Consider the following 16,411-nt stretch of genomic DNA (forward strand, 5'->3'; position numbering starts at 1 on the left):
GGACCTCCGGGAGGGCGGCTTCGTCATGCCGGCCGGACATTCTCGCGACTTGCGGGGCCCCTCGGCACCCCTCCGCGGGCCGGTCACGCGCCGCCGTTGAGGGCGTCGGCCACCGGCTGGCGGGAGACCAGGATCCAGGGCTTGGGACCGCCCGTGCGGTCGGCGCAGTTCAGGGTCGCGGGGTGGGTGGTGGTGAACGCGACGCAGGCCGCCTCCCAGATCTGGCCCGTGGTGGTGACGATGTCGAACTTGATGCGCTTCACCGTGGTGGACCGGTTGTGCGCGTTGACGGTGACGTCGCAGGGCAGCCCGGCCGCGCCGCCCGCTGGATAGTCGGGACGGGCGGTGAGATCGGTCCACAGGAAGGTCTGCTTCTCACCGGCCCGCTGGTCGCGGATGCCCGCGTACGTCCGTCCGCCGATCAGCGCGAGACGGATCTCGAACTCCTCCGATTCCTGCGCGGCGTCGATCCCGACGCACGGGCCGGTCGGTCCCGTCGGGCCGATCTCACCCTGGGGGCCGGTCGCGCCGGTCGGGCCGGTCGGGCCGGGCAGGCCCTGGGGTCCGGCGGGCCCGGTCTCGCCTCGCGGGCCCCGGGGGCCTCGACACCCTCTCCCGTCCTCGGGACGTCCGCCCGCCGGGGCCCGGTCGTCCAGGTGGCGAGGTCGGCATCCGCCGTCCGGGGCGGCGCCCGTACGACCGGACGCGGTCAGGTCCGCCGGTGTCGCGGGGCCGACCACTCCCGACGCCATCACCAGCGCCAGCGAGGTGACCACACCCGCCTTCTTGAACCGGCCGCGGGCCGGCGGGCCCAGCAGGCGGGCGGTCCGGGACTCAGGATTCATACGGGGGTGCTCCTTGACGGTCGGTGGATTTCCCTGAAGCCGATCGCGAGCTTGACCCGTGGACGCCGGTCGGACCGGCGCATTCCATGGAAACGCGCCATACATATCATCAAATCAGCCCAATTAGAGGCCGACTGATGGATCTTGCTCAACTGTCAGCCGGTAGTTCGAAGTTGGACTTGCTGCGCCCGATCGGGGCCGTGAACCACCGCTGCGTCTCGGCGGTCCGGCGGCGCCCGGCGAGGACGCGAGGTGGCCGTCGGCAGGTGGCGGGGCCGGGGCGCGCCACGGAGGTGGGGATGTGTCGCATCCATTGCGGCGGCCGGTGCGTCTACGCAGGTATGGATCTGGAAAAACCGTCCACCGCGCAGCCCGTCACGCAGGCCACCGCCCGGCCCGGCACGCAGGCCGAGGGATGTCTCGCCGTCGCGATCCGACTTCCGGTGCGGATCGTCGTCCTCGTCCTCGTCGTGCCGGTACGGATGGTGTGGGACGCGCTCGTCGTCGGCGGAAGGTTTCTTCGGGACACGCTGTTCCGGCCGCTGGGGCGCGCGCTCGGACTGGTTCTCGGATGGGTGGCGCGGGCGCTGTTCGTGTGGCCCTGGGTGGCGCTGTGGCGCTACGTCCTCCGCCCGGTCGGCGAAGCGCTGGCCCGGCTCGGGCACGTGCTGCTCGTCGTTCCCGCCGTCTGGCTGTACCGCACGGTCCTGACCCCGCTCGGTCACGCCCTCGCCTGGACGGCCCGGAAGGCCGGTGCCCTGCTCGCCGCCGTGTTCGCGGGGGCCCTGGCGGCGTTCATGTGGTCCGTCAAGGGCGTCCTGACCGCTCTCGACTGGATCCTGCGTGGTGTCGAGGCCGTGTGCGGCTGGGTGTACGCGCGGCTGCTCACGCCGGTCGGGCACGCTGTCGCCCGGGTGCTCAAGGGCGTCGGCCTGGTCCTCGGGGCCGTCGCGTTCGGGGTGTACACCGCGTTCGCCTGGCTGGCGCGGTATCTGCTGGTGGTCCCCGCCCTGTGGCTGTACACCTGGGTCCTCACCCCCGTCGGCAGGGCGGTCGCCTTCCTCGCCGACGGGTTCGTGCGGATCGTACGGATGATCTTCGTGGGCATCGGGGCCGCGCTCTACTGGACCGCGCGCGTCCTGCTGGTGCTTCCCGCACTCGCCGTGTGGCGCTGGATCCTCGTGCCCGTCGGGCGTGCGCTCGCCGTCGTGGCCAGGGAGATCGGCGAGGCCCTCGGGCACGCGTGGCGGGTCGCCGGGTACGTCTCGCGCGCCGTCGGACGGTTCCTCGCGCGTCTTTTCCGGTGGACTTTCGTCGAGCCGGCCCGCTGGGCCTACCGGACCGTGCTGACGCCGGTCGGGCACGCCGTGCGGGATCTGGTGCTGAGGCCCGCGGCCGAGGTGGCGCGCGGGATCCGGCGGACGGCACGGCAGGCGCTGGAGTCCGCCCGGGACGGCGCCCGGCAGGCCCGCGCCGACTTCCGGCGGATGCTCTTCGGGGCGCCCCCGGAACCACAGCCGGTCGCCCGGCGGGAACCGGCGGGCGGTGAGACACGTACTCTTGGTAGCAGTACGACCGCACTCATGAAGGACTGAGCGACACTGGGCAAGCGACAGCCCGAAGGCCCGCCGCCCGCACCCGCGGTGCAGCGCATCCGACTGCGCTACACCAAGCGCGGCCGCCTCCGGTTCACCAGCCACCGTGACTTCCAGCGCGCCTTCGAGCGTGCCCTGCGCCGTGCCGCCGTACCCATGGCGTACTCGGCAGGGTTCACGCCGCACCCGAAGGTGTCGTACGCCAATGCCGCACCCACCGGCACGGGCAGCGAGGCGGAGTATCTGGAGATCGCGCTCACCGACTTGCGCGATCCCGAGAAGCTGCGCGAGCTCCTCGACGAGTCGATGCCCCAGGGCCTCGACATCACCGAGGCGGTCGAGGCCCGCGTCTCGGGTCTCGCCGACCGGCTCACCGCTTCCGTGTGGGAGATGCGCCTCGACGGCGTGGACCCGGCGGACGCGGAGCGCGCGGTGGAGGCCTTCAACGCGGCCGAGACCGTGGAGGTCAGCCGCAAGACCAAGAACGGCATGCGGACGTTCGACGCCCGCGGTGCCGTGGCGAGTCTGGGGACGACCCTCGAGACGCACAGTCCACAGGCTGATAGGCCGACCGACCAGCCCTGTGCGATACTGCGGCTGGTTGTTCGGCACGTGACGCCTGCCGTTCGACCCGACGACGTCCTGTCCGGTCTTCGCGCCGTGGCCGACCTGGCGCCGCCGGTCGCCGCTGCGGTGACCAGGCTGGCGCAGGGGCTGTTCGATGAAGAGACCGGCACGGTGACCGACCCGCTCGCGCCCGACCGCGAGGCAGTCGCAGCCGCCCCAGCCGATCGCACAGGGGCCGCCGAAGCTGCCGCCGCGAAGGCGTCGGCGTAAGGAAGGTCCCGCGTAAGGACCGTTGTCGTAGCGCCGCCCTCGTATCCGGGAGCCACCTGGGTCGGGCAGCGCACCGACCTTAAAGACTTTCGCCAGGCCGTACGCACACATGGCGTACGGAACCGGCGAGACAGGACACAGAGAGCTCCCGTGCGGCGCCCGCGCCCCGGACGGCGGCACCGCGCAACGCGCGAGCCGCGGACGTCACCGGCATCGCCGGACCAGGCGCGGCGCCCGGGAGCCTGACGGGAGATCCACCCGCATGCTCGAGCCGACCGAACCCACCGAGGGTTCCGACAACAACAACACTCCCAGCGACACCCTGCCGCCGCGGCGCCGCCGCCGTGCGGCGTCGCGCCCCGCCGGTCCGCCGACCGCCGCCTCCGAGGCCGCGGCCGAGACCACCGCGCCGGCCATACCGGCCGTCGCGTCCGCCGACCTCGCGGCGGAGGAGACCCCCGCCGGGGCCGTGACCTCCGCCGATGTCGAGGCCGAGGAGACGGACGAGACCGAGGAGGCCGCTGAGGCGGCCGCGGTCGAGGAGACCCAGGAAGCCCCCGCAGAGACCGACGACGCCGCCCCGCGCCGTACGCGCCGTCGCGCCACCCGCCGGGCCTCCGCGCCCGCCGGCGCGCCCGGTGCGGCCGAGACCGCGCAGGCCGAGACCCCGAGGCCCGACGAGACCGTCGAGCCCGCCGCCGTTGCCGAGCCCGAGAGCCGGCCCGTCGAGGAGGCCCCGGCCGAGGAGAGCGCGCCCGCCGGGCGTACGCGCCGTCGTGCCACCCGCCGCGCCTCCGCGCCCGCCGGTGCGCCCGCCGAGACCGCCGAGGCCGTGACGACCGCCGCCGAGCCGGTGGCCGCCCCCGCCGAGGCCGAGCCCGAGGCGCCCGCCGCCGAGCCCGTCGCCGACGAAGCCGCCCCGCGCCGCACGACCCGCCGTCGCGCCACCCGCCGGGCCTCCGCTCCCGCCGGCGCGCCCGAGGGCGACACCGCCGACGAGCGTGTGGAGGCGCCCGTGAGCAGCGAGATCAAGCCCGAGGCGGTCGAGGCCGAGACCGCGCCCACCGAGGCCCCGAGGACGGAAGCCGCGCAGACCGAAGCCGCGCAGGCGGAGGAGGGCGGCCCGCGCCGCGGCCGCCGCCGCGCCACCCGCAAGGCCGCCGTCGGTTTCTCCGCGCCCGCGCAGAAGGACACCGAGGAGTCCTCGCGACGCCCCGGCCGTCCGGCCGTCGCCGTGTTCCAGGCGCCGGTGTTCACCGAGCCGATGTTCCAGACGCCCGAGCGGGCCGCCGCCGCGGCCGCCGCCGAGGCGGCCGAGGCCGCTGAGGCCCCCGAGCCGGCCGAGACCGTCCAGGAGCCGGCCGTCGGCCGCAGGCGCCGTCGTCGCCGGGGCTTCGAGGACGAGCCGCAGGTCGTGACCGAGGAGCCGCAGGAGTCCGTCGAGGACGCCGAGTCCGTCGAGGACGTGGAGGACGAGGACGCGGAATCCGCCGAGGAAGCGGAGGACGCCGTCGAGGGTGACGAGGGCGAGGAGGAGTCCGCTGGCTCCCGTCGCCGCCGCCGTCGCGGTGGCCGTCGCCGTCGCCGCGGCGAGTCCGCCGAGTCGGACGCGGACAGCGAGGCCGGCGAGGACGACATCGCCGCCGAGCAGGCCGCGCAGGACGCCGAGGACGCCGCCGAGCAGGCCGAGGAGGACGCCGAGGACGCGGACGAGCGCGAGGAGGCGGGCGGCTCCAGCAGCAGCCGTCGCCGTCGTCGCCGCCGTCGCCGCGCCGGTGACTCCGGCGGCGATGCCGAGCAGCCCGGCGAGAACGACCCCGAGCGCACCGTCGTGAAGGTTCGCGAGCCGCGCGGCAGGCGCGAGGAGCAGCCCTCGGACGAGGTCCAGTCCATCAAGGGCTCGACGCGCCTGGAGGCGAAGAAGCAGCGCCGCCGCGAGGGCCGCGAGCAGGGCCGCCGCCGGGTTCCGATCATCACCGAGGCCGAGTTCCTGGCCCGCCGCGAGGCCGTCGAGCGGGTGATGGTCGTCCGCCAGAGCGGCGAGCGCACCCAGATCGGTGTCCTCGAGGACGACGTGCTCGTCGAGCACTACGTCAACAAGGAGCAGGCGACCTCGTACGTCGGCAACGTCTACCTGGGCAAGGTCCAGAACGTGCTGCCGTCGATGGAGGCGGCCTTCATCGACATCGGCAAGGGCCGCAACGCGGTGCTCTACGCCGGTGAGGTCAACTTCGAGGCGCTCGGCATGGCCCACGGGCCGCGCCGCATCGAGTCCGCCCTCAAGTCCGGCCAGTCGGTCCTCGTGCAGGTCACCAAGGACCCGATCGGTCACAAGGGCGCGCGTCTGACCAGCCAGGTCTCCCTCCCGGGCCGCTACCTCGTGTACGTGCCCGAGGGCTCGATGACCGGCATCAGCCGCAAGCTGCCCGACACCGAGCGCGCGCGTCTGAAGACCATCCTCAAGAAGATCGTCCCCGAGGACGCGGGCGTCATCGTGCGCACCGCCGCCGAGGGCGCGAGCGAGGACGAGCTGAGCCGTGACGTCGAGCGTCTGCAGGCGCAGTGGGAGGACATCCAGAAGAAGGCGAAGAGCGGCAACGCCCCGACCCTGCTGTACGGCGAGCCGGACATGACCGTCCGTGTCGTCCGCGACATCTTCAACGAGGACTTCTCCAAGGTCATCGTCAGCGGTGACGAGGCCTGGGACACCATCCACGGCTACGTCTCCCACGTGGCGCCCGACCTGACCGACCGGCTGTCGAAGTGGACCTCCGAGGTCGACGTCTTCGCCACGTACCGGATCGACGAGCAGCTCATGAAGGCGCTGGACCGCAAGGTCTGGCTGCCCAGCGGCGGCTCGCTGGTGATCGACAAGACCGAGGCCATGATCGTGGTCGACGTCAACACCGGAAAGTTCACCGGCCAGGGCGGCAACCTCGAGGAGACCGTCACCAGGAACAACCTGGAGGCGGCCGAGGAGATCGTGCGCCAGCTCCGGCTGCGCGACCTGGGCGGCATCGTCGTCATCGACTTCATCGACATGGTCCTGGAGTCCAACCGCGACCTGGTGCTGCGGCGCCTGCTCGAATGCCTGGGCCGCGACCGTACGAAGCACCAGGTGGCCGAGGTGACCTCGCTGGGCCTCGTGCAGATGACCCGCAAGCGGGTCGGCCAGGGCCTGCTGGAGTCCTTCTCCGAGACCTGTGTCCACTGCAACGGCCGCGGTGTCATCGTGCACATGGAGCAGCCGACGTCCATCGGTGGCGGCGGCAAGCGCAAGAAGCGCGGCCGTGGCGGTGCCGAGCAGGTCCACGAGCACGAGCACGAGCTCACGCACGAGACGGCCGAGGAGCCGGAGGCGGAGACCGAGGCCGAGGTGGCCGCCGAGGTCGCCGCGCCGGTCTCGCTGGCCGAGACCGAGTTCCAGCCGGACGAGGAGCTGTACGGCAGCGCCGCCGAGGCGGAGGCCGCGGCCACCCGTGGCCGTTCGCGGCGCCGCACCTCCCGCCGCGCGTCCGCTCCGGCCGGTGCGCCGAGGACCGAGGAGCGCGCTCCCCGCACGAGGCGCGAGGAGCGGGCCGAGCGCGCCGCCGCCCGGACCCGTGAGGCCGTCGAGGCCGAGCCGTTCGCGGCGGAGGACCCGGTCGTCGAGGCGCCCGCCGCCGAGCAGCCGGTGGCCGAGCAGCCGGTCGCCGAGGCTCCGGCCGAGACCGTCGAGGCCCCGGTGGCCGCGGTGGCGGAGGCCGAGGCCGCTCCCCAGGGCCGTACGCGCCGTCGTGCGACCCGCAAGGTGTCGGCGCCGGCCGGTTCGCCCAAGTCGGTCGAAGAGGCCGTCGTGACGGTCACGGAGCCGGTCGCGGCGCCCGTCGCCGAGGCTCCCGCGCAGACCGCCGACGAGGCGGAGACGGCGCCCGAGCCGGTGGCCGAGGCCCCCGCCGCGAGTGCGGCGCCGGCCCGTCCGCGCCGCCGTGCCGTGCGCAAGGCCACCGCGCCCACCGCGTCCGCGGAGGCGGCCGTCGTGGTCGTCCCGTCGGCCGCCGCGGAGCCGGTCGTCGCCGAGCCCGAGTCCGGGGACGCCGGGACGGAGGCCGTCGAGGCCGACGCCGAGGCGCCGGCCGCGCAGAAGGCGGCCGCCCGCAAGACGGCCAAGAAGGTGACGGCGAAGAAGGCCGCCGCCAAGAAGACCGTCGCCGCCAAGAAGACGGCCGCGAAGAAGACCACGGCCAAGAAGGCGACCGCGAAGAAGGCGGCCGTCAAGAAGTCCACGGTGGCCGCCGAGCAGACGGCGCCGTCCGTCTCGGCGACGACGGAGGACTGATCTCCGGATCGCCTACCGAAGCGCGGGACACCGGCCGGCCGGTGTCCCGCGCTTCGCCGTTCCGTGTACGCGGCCGGCTGTCCCCACGTGGGCCGGACGGCGAACGCGATCACTCCTGGTAGATCATGTGATGGACGGCACGCCAGCCTAAGGTTTCCTTGTCGTAACCCTGAGGAAAAGCTTTGCACTTCTGCTGGTAATCTGACCGCGGACTCGGCTGCTGGTCACCATGCGGGCCGTAGACCACGCGAGGTACCCCCAGGGGGCAGGGTCTTGCGGGAAACGGATCGCTGTCGCGAGGCGTCGGCGAACTTCCGGGGATGCGGACGTGCCACGCTCGACACCGTTCCTTCCCGACCCCTGCACGAAGTAGTGCGCCCTAGTGGTCGCTGACGAGGAAGGGATGTCGATGACCGACGCCCATGAGTTGATATCCGCCGCAAGGCCCGTGATCGGCGAAGAGGAGATCGAGGCCGCGGTGCGCGTGCTGCGCAGCGGCCGGGTCGTACAGGGCCCCGAGGTTGCCGCCTTCGAGGCGGAGTTCTCGAACGTGGTGGACGGGCGGCACTGCGTCGCCGTCAACTCCGGTACCTCCGCGCTGCACCTGACGCTGCTCGCGCTGGGCGTCGGCCCGGGTGACGAGGTCATCGTGCCGTCGTTCTCCTTCGCGGCCTCCGCCAACGCGGTGCGGCTCGTCGGCGCCGACGTGGTCTTCGTCGACATCGAGGCGGACAGCTTCTGTCTGGACCCGGCGGCGGTCGAGGCGGCGATCACTCCGCGCACCACCGCGATCATGCCCGTCCACCTCTACGGCCACCCCGCCGCGATGGACCGGATCATGGCCATCGCCGAGCGGCACGGACTCGCCGTGGTCGAGGACGCCTGCCAGGCGCACGCGGCCGCCCTGCACGGAACGCCGGTCGGCGCCTTCGGCAACGCGGGCACGTTCAGCTTCTACCCGACCAAGAACATGCACAGCCTCGAGGGCGGCATGGTCACCACCGGTGACGCGGAGGTCGCCCGTACCCTGCGCCTCCTGCGCAACCAGGGTATGGAGCAGCGCTACGCCAACGAGATCGTCGGCGCGAACGTCCGTATGACGGACGTCTCCGCGGCCATCGGCCGGGTGCAGCTCGCCAAGCTCCACGGCTGGACCGAGCAGCGCATCGCCAACGCCGCGTACCTGACGGAGCACATCAGCGCGCCGTCCGTGGTCACGCCGAGCGTCGCCGAGGGCGCGCGTCACGTCTTCCACCAGTACACCGTGCGGATCCGGGGCGACCGCGACGCGGCCATGGCGAGCCTGACCGAGGCCGGCATCGGCAACGCCGTGTACTACCCGACGCCGATCCACCGGCTGAAGCCGTACTGGGAGCCGGACCAGAAGGCCGGTCGCACCTGGGACCTGCCCGAGACGGAGCGCGCGGCCGCCGAGGTCGTCTCGCTGCCCGTCCACCCGGGTCTGTCCGCCGGGGACCTCGAGCGCATCGTGTCCGCCGTGAACGCACTGGGGGCCCAGCTGTGAGCAGCGGGAAGAAGCTGAGGGCCGGGCTCGTCGGTCTCGGTTCCATGGGGCGTCACCACGCCCGCGTCCTGTCCGGGCTGGAGGGCGTCGACTTCGTCGCCGTCGTCGATCCGATGGGCGACAAGTTCGGCGCCGCCCAGGGCGCGCCGGTCCTCGACACCGTCGAGCAGCTCATCGGCCTCGGCATCGACTACGCGGTCGTGGCCTGCCCCACGGCGCTGCACGAGCCGGTCGGCATGCAGCTCGCCGAGGCCGGTGTCTGCGCGCTGATCGAGAAGCCGGTCGCCGACACCGTGGCGGGCGCGCACCGTCTCGTCGAGGCGTTCGAGTCGCGCGGCCTGGTGGCCGGCGTGGGCCACATCGAGCGGTGCAACCCGGCGCTGCGCTCGCTGCGCGCCCGGCTGGAGGCCGGCGAGCTCGGCGACGTGTACCAGGTCGTCACCCGCCGCCAGGGTCCCTTCCCGCACCGCATCGCGGACGTCGGCGTGGTCAAGGACCTCGCCACCCACGACATCGACCTCACCGGCTGGGTGACCGGGCGCGAGTACGTCTCCATCGCCGCGCACACCGTCTCCAAGAGCGGTCGCGAGCACGAGGACATGGTCTCCGCGGTCGGCCGCCTCGACGACGGCACGATGGTCAACCACCTGGTCAACTGGCTGAGCCCGCTCAAGGAGCGCTTCACCTCGGTCACCGGCGAGCGCGGCTGCTTCATCGCCGACACCCTCACCGCCGACCTGACCTTCCACTCCAACGCGGCGATCTCCACGGAGTGGGAGGCCCTCCAGGCCTTCCGCGGTGTCTCCGAGGGCGACATGATCCGTTACGCCATCCCGAAGCGCGAGCCGCTCCTCGTCGAACACGAGCTGTTCCGCGACGCCGTGCTCGGCAAGGAGGCCGACATCTGCACCCTGCGTCAGGGCACGCGGACGGTGGAAGTGGCGGCGGCTGTGCTGGAGTCGGCGTTGAACAACCGCAGCGTTTCGCTTCTTTCGGAGGACCTGGCCATCCATGGCAGCTGAGAACAACAAGTCGACGAACCGGCCCGTGCGCGGGCGGATCGTGATGCTCGTCGACAACGGGGTCAACGGCGATTCTCGCGTGCAGAAGGAGGCCAGGTCGGCCGCCGAGGCGGGCTGGGACGTCGTACTGCTGGGCAAGGCCAAGGGGAAGAAGGAGCAGACCTGGCAGATCGGTGACGCCGAGGTCCGGCTTCTGCCGGTGCCCGGTCCGATGTCCCGCCGACGCCACGAGTACCGGCGTGCCGTGTTGCGTGCCCCGCTGGCGTACCGGCCCGGTCCGCTGGCCGCGTACCGGCGTCAGAAGATCAAGGCCAGGCGTGCCGACCTCAACATCCGGCTGATCCTCGCCAAGCAGGAGGGTTCGGCCCTCGGCCGGCTGAGGCTCCTGGCGCCCCGCTTCCTGGCCCGCTTCCTGTACTCCTGGGTGAAACTGCGTCACCGCAGCACCCTGGCGCTGGAGAAGCGGCGCAAGGACATGGACTCCGCTCTGGACAGGTTCACCACCGCCTTCTGGAAGAAGACCATGGGCACCCGCGCCTGGCGCAGGCTCGACCCCCACCTCTGGGACTACGAGCTCGCGTACGGCAAGGTCATCGACGAGCTGAAGCCCGACCTCGTCCACGCCAACGACTTCCGCATGCTGGGTGTCGGAGCCCGCGCCACGCTGCGCGCCCGCGCCAAGGGCCGGAAGGTCAAGCTCGTCTGGGACGCCCACGAGTTCCTGCCCGGGATCAAGCCGTGGAGCCCGCACCCGCGCTGGCACGTCGCCCAGTGCGCCCACGAGCTGGAGTACTCGCGGCACGCCGACGCCGTGACGACGGTCTCGGACACCCTTGCCGGGATGCTCCAGGAACGGCACAACCTCAAGGCCCGTCCCACCGTCGTCCTCAACGCCCCCGACGCCGAGGTCTCGCCCGAGCAGGCCGCCGAGCCCGTTCCGGACCTGCGGGAGCTGTGCGGCATCGGATACGACGTGCCCCTGACCGTCTACAGCGGTGCCGCCGCTCCGCAGCGCGGCCTCGACATCATGGTCGAGTCGCTGCCGCAGCTTCCGGACGTGCACACCGCGTTCGTCGTGCTCAACCCCGAGTCCGAGTACATGCGGACCCTCCGGGCGCGGGCGGAGGAGCTGGAGGTCGGCGACCGGCTGCACATCGTGCCGTACGTGCCGCACTACCAGGTCGTGCGTTTCCTCGCGGCCGCGGACCTCGGGGTCATTCCGATCCACCACTGGCCGAACCACGAGATCGCGCTCATCACCAAGTTCTTCGAGTACTCCCACGCCAGGCTGCCGTTGGTGGTCAGCGACGTGAAGACCATGGGCTCCATGGTCGAGCAGACCCGCCAGGGCGAGGTGTTCCGGGCCGAGGACGTGGAGGACTACGTCCGCGCGGTGAAGTCCGTTCTGGGCGACGCCGAGCGCTACCGGAGCGTCTACGACGAGCCGGGGCTCCTCGACCAGTGGACCTGGGAGGCCCAGGCCGACGTGCTGGACGAGGTCTACAGCGGGCTGCTGCCCGGCAGCGGGGCCCGGCAGGTGGCCGAGCCGAGACCGGTGGAGGCACGGACATGAGTGGCACACCCGACGTCAGTGTCGTCGTCGCGGTCTACAACACCATGCCCTACCTGACGGAGTGCCTGAACTCCCTGATCGGGCAGAGCATCGGCCTCGACAGGCTCGAGATCGTCGCGGTCGACGACGGCTCCACCGACGACAGCGGTGCCGAACTCGACCGCTTCGCGGAGCGGTACCCGGGCACCGTCAAGGTGCTTCACCAGGCCAACTCCGGTGGCCCGGCCGCCCCCAGCAACCGCGCGCTGGACATCGCCACGGGCCGCTACGTCTACTTCATCGGCTCGGACGACCACCTCGGCGAGGAAGCGCTGGAGCGCATGGTGGCCTGCGCCGACGAGCACGACTCCGACGTCGTCGTCGGCAAGATGGTCGGTACGAACGGCCGGTACGTCCACCAGGAGCTGTACAAGGAGAACAACCCGGACGTCGGCCTCACCGACTCCGCCCTGCCGTGGACTCTCGCCAACACCAAGCTGTTCCGGCGCGACCTGGTCGAACAGCACAAGCTTCGCTTCCCCGAGCACCTGCCGGTGGGCAGTGACCAGCCGTTCACCATCGAGGCCGTCGTGCGTGCGCGGAAGATCTCCGTGGTGGCCGACTACACCTGCTACTACGCGGTGAAGCGGGGCGACGCCAGCAACATCACCTACCGCGCCGACCACCTGGCGCGGCTGCAGTGCGCGGTGGAGATCATGGACTTCACGGCCGGTCTCCTCGAGGCGGGCCCGGAGCGCGACGCCGTCCTGCGCCGGCACTTCACCTGGGAAGTGGCCAAGCTCGTCCAGGACGACTTCCCCGCGCTCGACCGCGAACTCCAGCGCGACCTCTGCGCGGGCGTCGCGCGGCTCGCCGACGCGTACCTCACCGACGGCATCCGCGACGCCATGGATGTCAAGCGCCGGGTGCGCATCTGTCTGGCCCAGGCCGGCGCGGTCGACGAACTGTCCGAGGCGATCGCCTCGGAGAAGGCGAACGGGGCGCCCCCGTTCGTCGTCGAGGGCGAGCGTGCCTACGCCCGCTACCCGGGCTTCCGCGACCCCCGCATCGGACTGTCCGACCGCTGCTACGAGCTCGTCGGGGAGGCGGTTCCCGGCCGCCTCGCCAAGGGCACCGAACTGGTCGCCTCCACCTGGGACCAGGCGGACGACAAGATCACGTACACGGCGACCCTGCGGCTGCAGGTCCTCGGCGACGTCGACGGAGCCGTCCTGCGCCTCGCCCAGGGCGCCATGCCGAAGTCGGCGGACAAGCCCGGAGCCAGAAGGCTCCCGGAGGGACACGAACTCCCCGCTCCCGTGGGCGAGTTCACGACCGAACTCGCCGATGACGGTGCCGCCACGGTGCTGCGCGCGCGCATCCCGCTGGAGCGGGCCACGGTCAAACTCGGCCTCCGGGTCTACCTCGACGTCGCCGGTTCGACGTACGAGATCCCCGTGCGCGGCAAGGGCAAGCCCATGCCGCTGGCCCGCCGCTGGGGTGCTCACGAGGACCCGCGCTACGCGCGGGCGACGGTGAACCCCAAGGGCCGCGTGGTGATCACCACGGGTCCCCTGAACCCGCCGAAGCGATCACTGGTCTCGAAGGCGAAGTCGGCTCTCGCCCGGCGACTGAAAATCCGATCCGCCGGCCCGAAGCCGAGCGGTTCCCCCACGAGCCGTTCGAAAAGGAAGTAGCGACCGTCCATGAACATCTGTGTAGTAGCCCTCGGCAAGATCGGGCTTCCGCTGGCCGTGCAGTTCGCGTCCAAGGGGCACCGGGTCATCGGCGCGGACGTCAACGAGAAGGTCGTCGAGCTGGTCAACGCCGGCACCGAGCCGTTCCCCGGTGAGCACGACCTGGACGTCAAGCTCAAGCAGGCCGTCGACGCCGGGCTCCTGAGCGCGACGACGGACACCGCCGCGGCGGTCGCGCAGTCCGAGGCCGTGGTCGTGGTCGTTCCGCTGTTCGTCGATGCCGAGGGCACGCCGGACTTCGGCTGGATGGACTCCGCGACGAAGGCCATCGCCCAGGGCCTCAAGCCGGGCACGCTCGTCTCCTACGAGACCACGCTGCCGGTCGGCACCACCCGCACCCGGTGGGCGCCGATGCTGGCCGAGGCCTCGGGGCTGACCTCGGGCGAGGACTTCCACGTGGTCTTCTCGCCGGAGCGGGTCCTCACCGGCCGGGTCTTCTCCGACCTGCGCCGCTACCCCAAGCTGGTCGGCGGTGTCGACGAGGCGTCGACCGCCCGGGGTGTGGAGTTCTACGAGCAGGTGCTCGACTTCGACGAGCGCGCCGACCTGCCGCAGCCGAACGGTGTCTGGGATCTCGGTACCGCCGAGGCCTCCGAGCTCGCCAAGCTCGCCGAGACCACCTACCGCGATGTCAACATCGGTCTGGCCAACCAGTTCGCGCGCTTCGCCGACAGCAACGGCATCGACGTCAAGAAGGTCATCGAGGCCTGCAACTCGCAGCCCTACAGCCACATCCACCAGCCGGGCATCGCCGTCGGCGGCCACTGCATCCCGATCTACCCGCGGATGTACCTGTGGAACGACCCGTCCGCGACGGTCGTCCGCTCCGCCCGTGAGGCGAACGCGGCGATGCCGGAGTACGCCGTGGATCTGCTGGCGGCCGCCTACGGCGACCTGACCGGGGTGAACGTCCTCGTGCTGGGCGCGGCCTACCGCGGCGGCGTGAAGGAGACGGCCTTCTCCGGCGTCTTCCCGACCGTCGAGGCGCTCAAGGCGCGCGGGGCCGTCCCGTTCGTCTCGGACCCGATGTACACGGCCGAGGAACTGTCGGCGCACGGTCTGCCCCCGCACGCCGGTGAGAAGGTCACCGCGGCGATCCTGCAGGCCGACCACGCCGAGTACCGGACGCTGACCCCGGCGGACCTGCCTGACGTCACCGTCCTGGTCGACGGACGCCGTACGACCGACGCGGAGGCCTGGAAGGGCGTCCGCCGGGTTGTCATCGGCGGCTGACACCCCACCCGCACCGCAAGGGCCCGTCCGGGCATACTGGACGGGCCCTTGCCATGACACGGAGGGGAAGAGCGGGCGGGACAGGTCCTCGGGCCGACGCCTCGGTCCGCACGGAAGCCGTCGTACGACCCGGCCCGGCCACGCTGCCCGGGCCGGCCGCTCACTGCTCAGGATCCTCACGTGCCCGCTGTCCCCACCGCCGTCACCACGTCCCTCACGCAACGGATCGCCGTCCGTGCGCGCCGCGGCCGGTACGTTCTGCCGTTATCGATCTGCGCCCTGTACGCGGTGTTCCAACTCGTCGCGGCGCCGCAGTGGACGATGTTCCCGGATTCCTACCGGTACGCGCGGGCGGCGGAGCAGCACCTCGGTGTCTCGCGTGAGGAGGCGCATCGCACGGCGCTCGCCGCCTTCTGCGTCAGCCGCGCCGACCGCACGGCGCTCGACGAGCGGCTTCGGCCGATGGAACACGCGAGCCTGCCCGCTCTCAGGACCACCGCCGAACATGCCTGCCTCAAGCGGTGGACCGACGCCCCCGACATCACCACCGGTGACCCGCGCTACCAGGCCATCTTCGCCGGCCGACCGGGCTACCCCCTGCTCGCGGCGCCGTTCGTCGGCGCCTTCGGAGTGCTCGACGGGATGAGGCTGCTGGGACTCGTCCTGGCCGCGGTGGGCTCGCTTCTCGTGTTCGGGCTGCTCGGCCGCGCGGGGCTGAACCGGCGGGCCGCCGCAGTCGGCCAGGTGGCGTTCCTCGCCACACCGCTCGGCTGGTGGAGCGCCCAGGCCCTGAGCGAGGGGCTGTTCACGGTGTGCGTCCTGTGCGTGCTCTGGGGCGGTCTGCTGTTGCTCAGACGCCGGTCCATGGTGAAGGGAACGGCTCTGGTGGCCCTCGGGTACGTGGCCGGCGGGGTCACCCGCTACTCGTCGGCCCTGGTGCTTGCGGTGGTCCTCGGCGTGGCCGCGACGTGGGCCCTGTGCCGCGGCCGCTCCTCGCGTCACCGGGGTACGGCCGTCCTCGCGGTGTCCTCCGTGGTGGCAGCCGGTGGGGTCGTCGCCGCGATACGGATTCTCGGGCTGGCCTCCTCACAGGCCACTCTTCAGGACACCTTCACCCATCACTTCGAAACTCCGGAGATCACCGATCCCTGGAGCGAGCTGATGGGTCTCGCCGGCCGGTTCGCGGGGGACTGGATCGCGCAGCAGGCCGCGCTGCCGTACTTCCTGGTCCTGACGGCGCTCGCCGCCTGGGCGCTGGCTCGTCACGGCAAGGGGCTGGGCCTGCTCGCTCTCGCCGCCGCGCTCACCGGAGCGTGTGCGGTCCTGGCCCATCCGCTCGTCCAGGAGGCCGACCGCCTCGGCGTCCTGATGTGGACGCCCGTCGTTCTGGGCCTGCCCCTCGTCGTCGACCGTCACTGGTCCTCGGGTCCGGTGGCAGGGGTTCCGGCGACGGAGGCTGCGGTGAAAGAGGCTCCGGTGGCGGAGGTTGCGGTGGCGGAGGTTCCGGTGACGGAGGTTGAGGCCACAGGGACGGAACTTCGCCGTGCCGGTGCGGCGGACGCCGGTTGAGGGGTCGATCGGTCGATCGGCCGCTCAACCGATCGGACTCGCCCGGCCGGTGAGTCCCGGTCCGGCGGTCGATCGGACTCGCCGAGCCGGTGAGTTCCGGTCCGGCGGTCGATCGGACTCGCCGAGCCGGTGAGCTCCGGCTCGGCCGGGGCAGGAAA

10 protein-coding genes are annotated in these 16,411 nt (G+C 72.1%); 9 read left to right on the top strand and 1 reads right to left on the bottom strand.

The window, feature by feature from the left end:
* Positions 1-83 precede the first annotated feature (83 nt).
* Positions 84-845 carry a hypothetical protein gene (locus tag ACIQ7M_RS09650; RefSeq protein WP_403641782.1) on the bottom strand — a complete coding sequence of 254 codons (762 nt, stop codon included), beginning with the start codon at positions 843-845 and terminating at the stop codon, positions 84-86.
* A 341-nt stretch (positions 846-1,186) separates the two neighbouring features.
* Between ACIQ7M_RS09650 and ACIQ7M_RS09655 the strand changes: the two genes are divergently transcribed.
* From ACIQ7M_RS09655 to ACIQ7M_RS09695, 9 genes are all read left to right on the top strand, one after another.
* Positions 1,187-2,440 carry a hypothetical protein gene (locus ACIQ7M_RS09655; protein WP_403641785.1) on the top strand — a complete coding sequence of 418 codons (1,254 nt, stop codon included), beginning with the start codon at positions 1,187-1,189 and terminating at the stop codon, positions 2,438-2,440.
* 48 nt (positions 2,441-2,488) lie between these two features.
* Positions 2,489-3,277, top strand: coding sequence for a TIGR03936 family radical SAM-associated protein (locus ACIQ7M_RS09660; protein ID WP_403641787.1), 789 nt, complete (start codon positions 2,489-2,491; stop codon positions 3,275-3,277).
* Positions 3,278-3,539: 262 nt separating this feature from the next.
* On the top strand, positions 3,540-7,595 hold the full coding sequence (locus ACIQ7M_RS09665) for a ribonuclease E/G (protein WP_403641790.1): 4,056 nt from the start codon (positions 3,540-3,542) through the stop codon (positions 7,593-7,595).
* A 409-nt stretch (positions 7,596-8,004) separates the two neighbouring features.
* The gene (locus tag ACIQ7M_RS09670) at positions 8,005-9,120 is read left to right on the top strand and encodes a DegT/DnrJ/EryC1/StrS family aminotransferase (RefSeq protein ID WP_355773958.1); all 1,116 of its coding nucleotides are present in this window, start codon (positions 8,005-8,007) and stop codon (positions 9,118-9,120) included.
* 44 nt (positions 9,121-9,164) lie between these two features.
* On the top strand, positions 9,165-10,142 hold the full coding sequence (locus tag ACIQ7M_RS09675) for a Gfo/Idh/MocA family protein (RefSeq protein ID WP_386985440.1): 978 nt from the start codon (positions 9,165-9,167) through the stop codon (positions 10,140-10,142).
* The gene (locus ACIQ7M_RS09680; protein ID WP_403641794.1) at positions 10,132-11,715 is read left to right on the top strand and encodes a glycosyltransferase family 4 protein; all 1,584 of its coding nucleotides are present in this window, start codon (positions 10,132-10,134) and stop codon (positions 11,713-11,715) included. Before ACIQ7M_RS09675 ends, ACIQ7M_RS09680 begins: the two co-directional genes overlap by 11 nt.
* Complete coding sequence (locus tag ACIQ7M_RS09685; RefSeq protein WP_403641797.1) at positions 11,712-13,391, top strand: glycosyltransferase family 2 protein; 1,680 nt, start codon at positions 11,712-11,714, stop codon at positions 13,389-13,391. Before ACIQ7M_RS09680 ends, ACIQ7M_RS09685 begins: the two co-directional genes overlap by 4 nt.
* Before the next feature lie 9 nt (positions 13,392-13,400).
* Entirely contained in the window at positions 13,401-14,684 is a 1,284-nt protein-coding gene (locus ACIQ7M_RS09690) for a nucleotide sugar dehydrogenase (protein ID WP_403641799.1), read from the top strand.
* Between the two features lie 180 nt (positions 14,685-14,864).
* A complete protein-coding gene (locus ACIQ7M_RS09695; protein WP_403641802.1) occupies positions 14,865-16,253 on the top strand; it encodes a hypothetical protein in 1,389 nt (462 codons plus the stop codon).
* Positions 16,254-16,411: the final 158 nt, after the last annotated feature.

Origin of the sequence: Streptomyces sp. NPDC096324, from assembly GCF_044763015.1 — a bacterium.
In the GTDB taxonomy this organism is placed as follows: domain Bacteria; phylum Actinomycetota; class Actinomycetes; order Streptomycetales; family Streptomycetaceae; genus Streptomyces.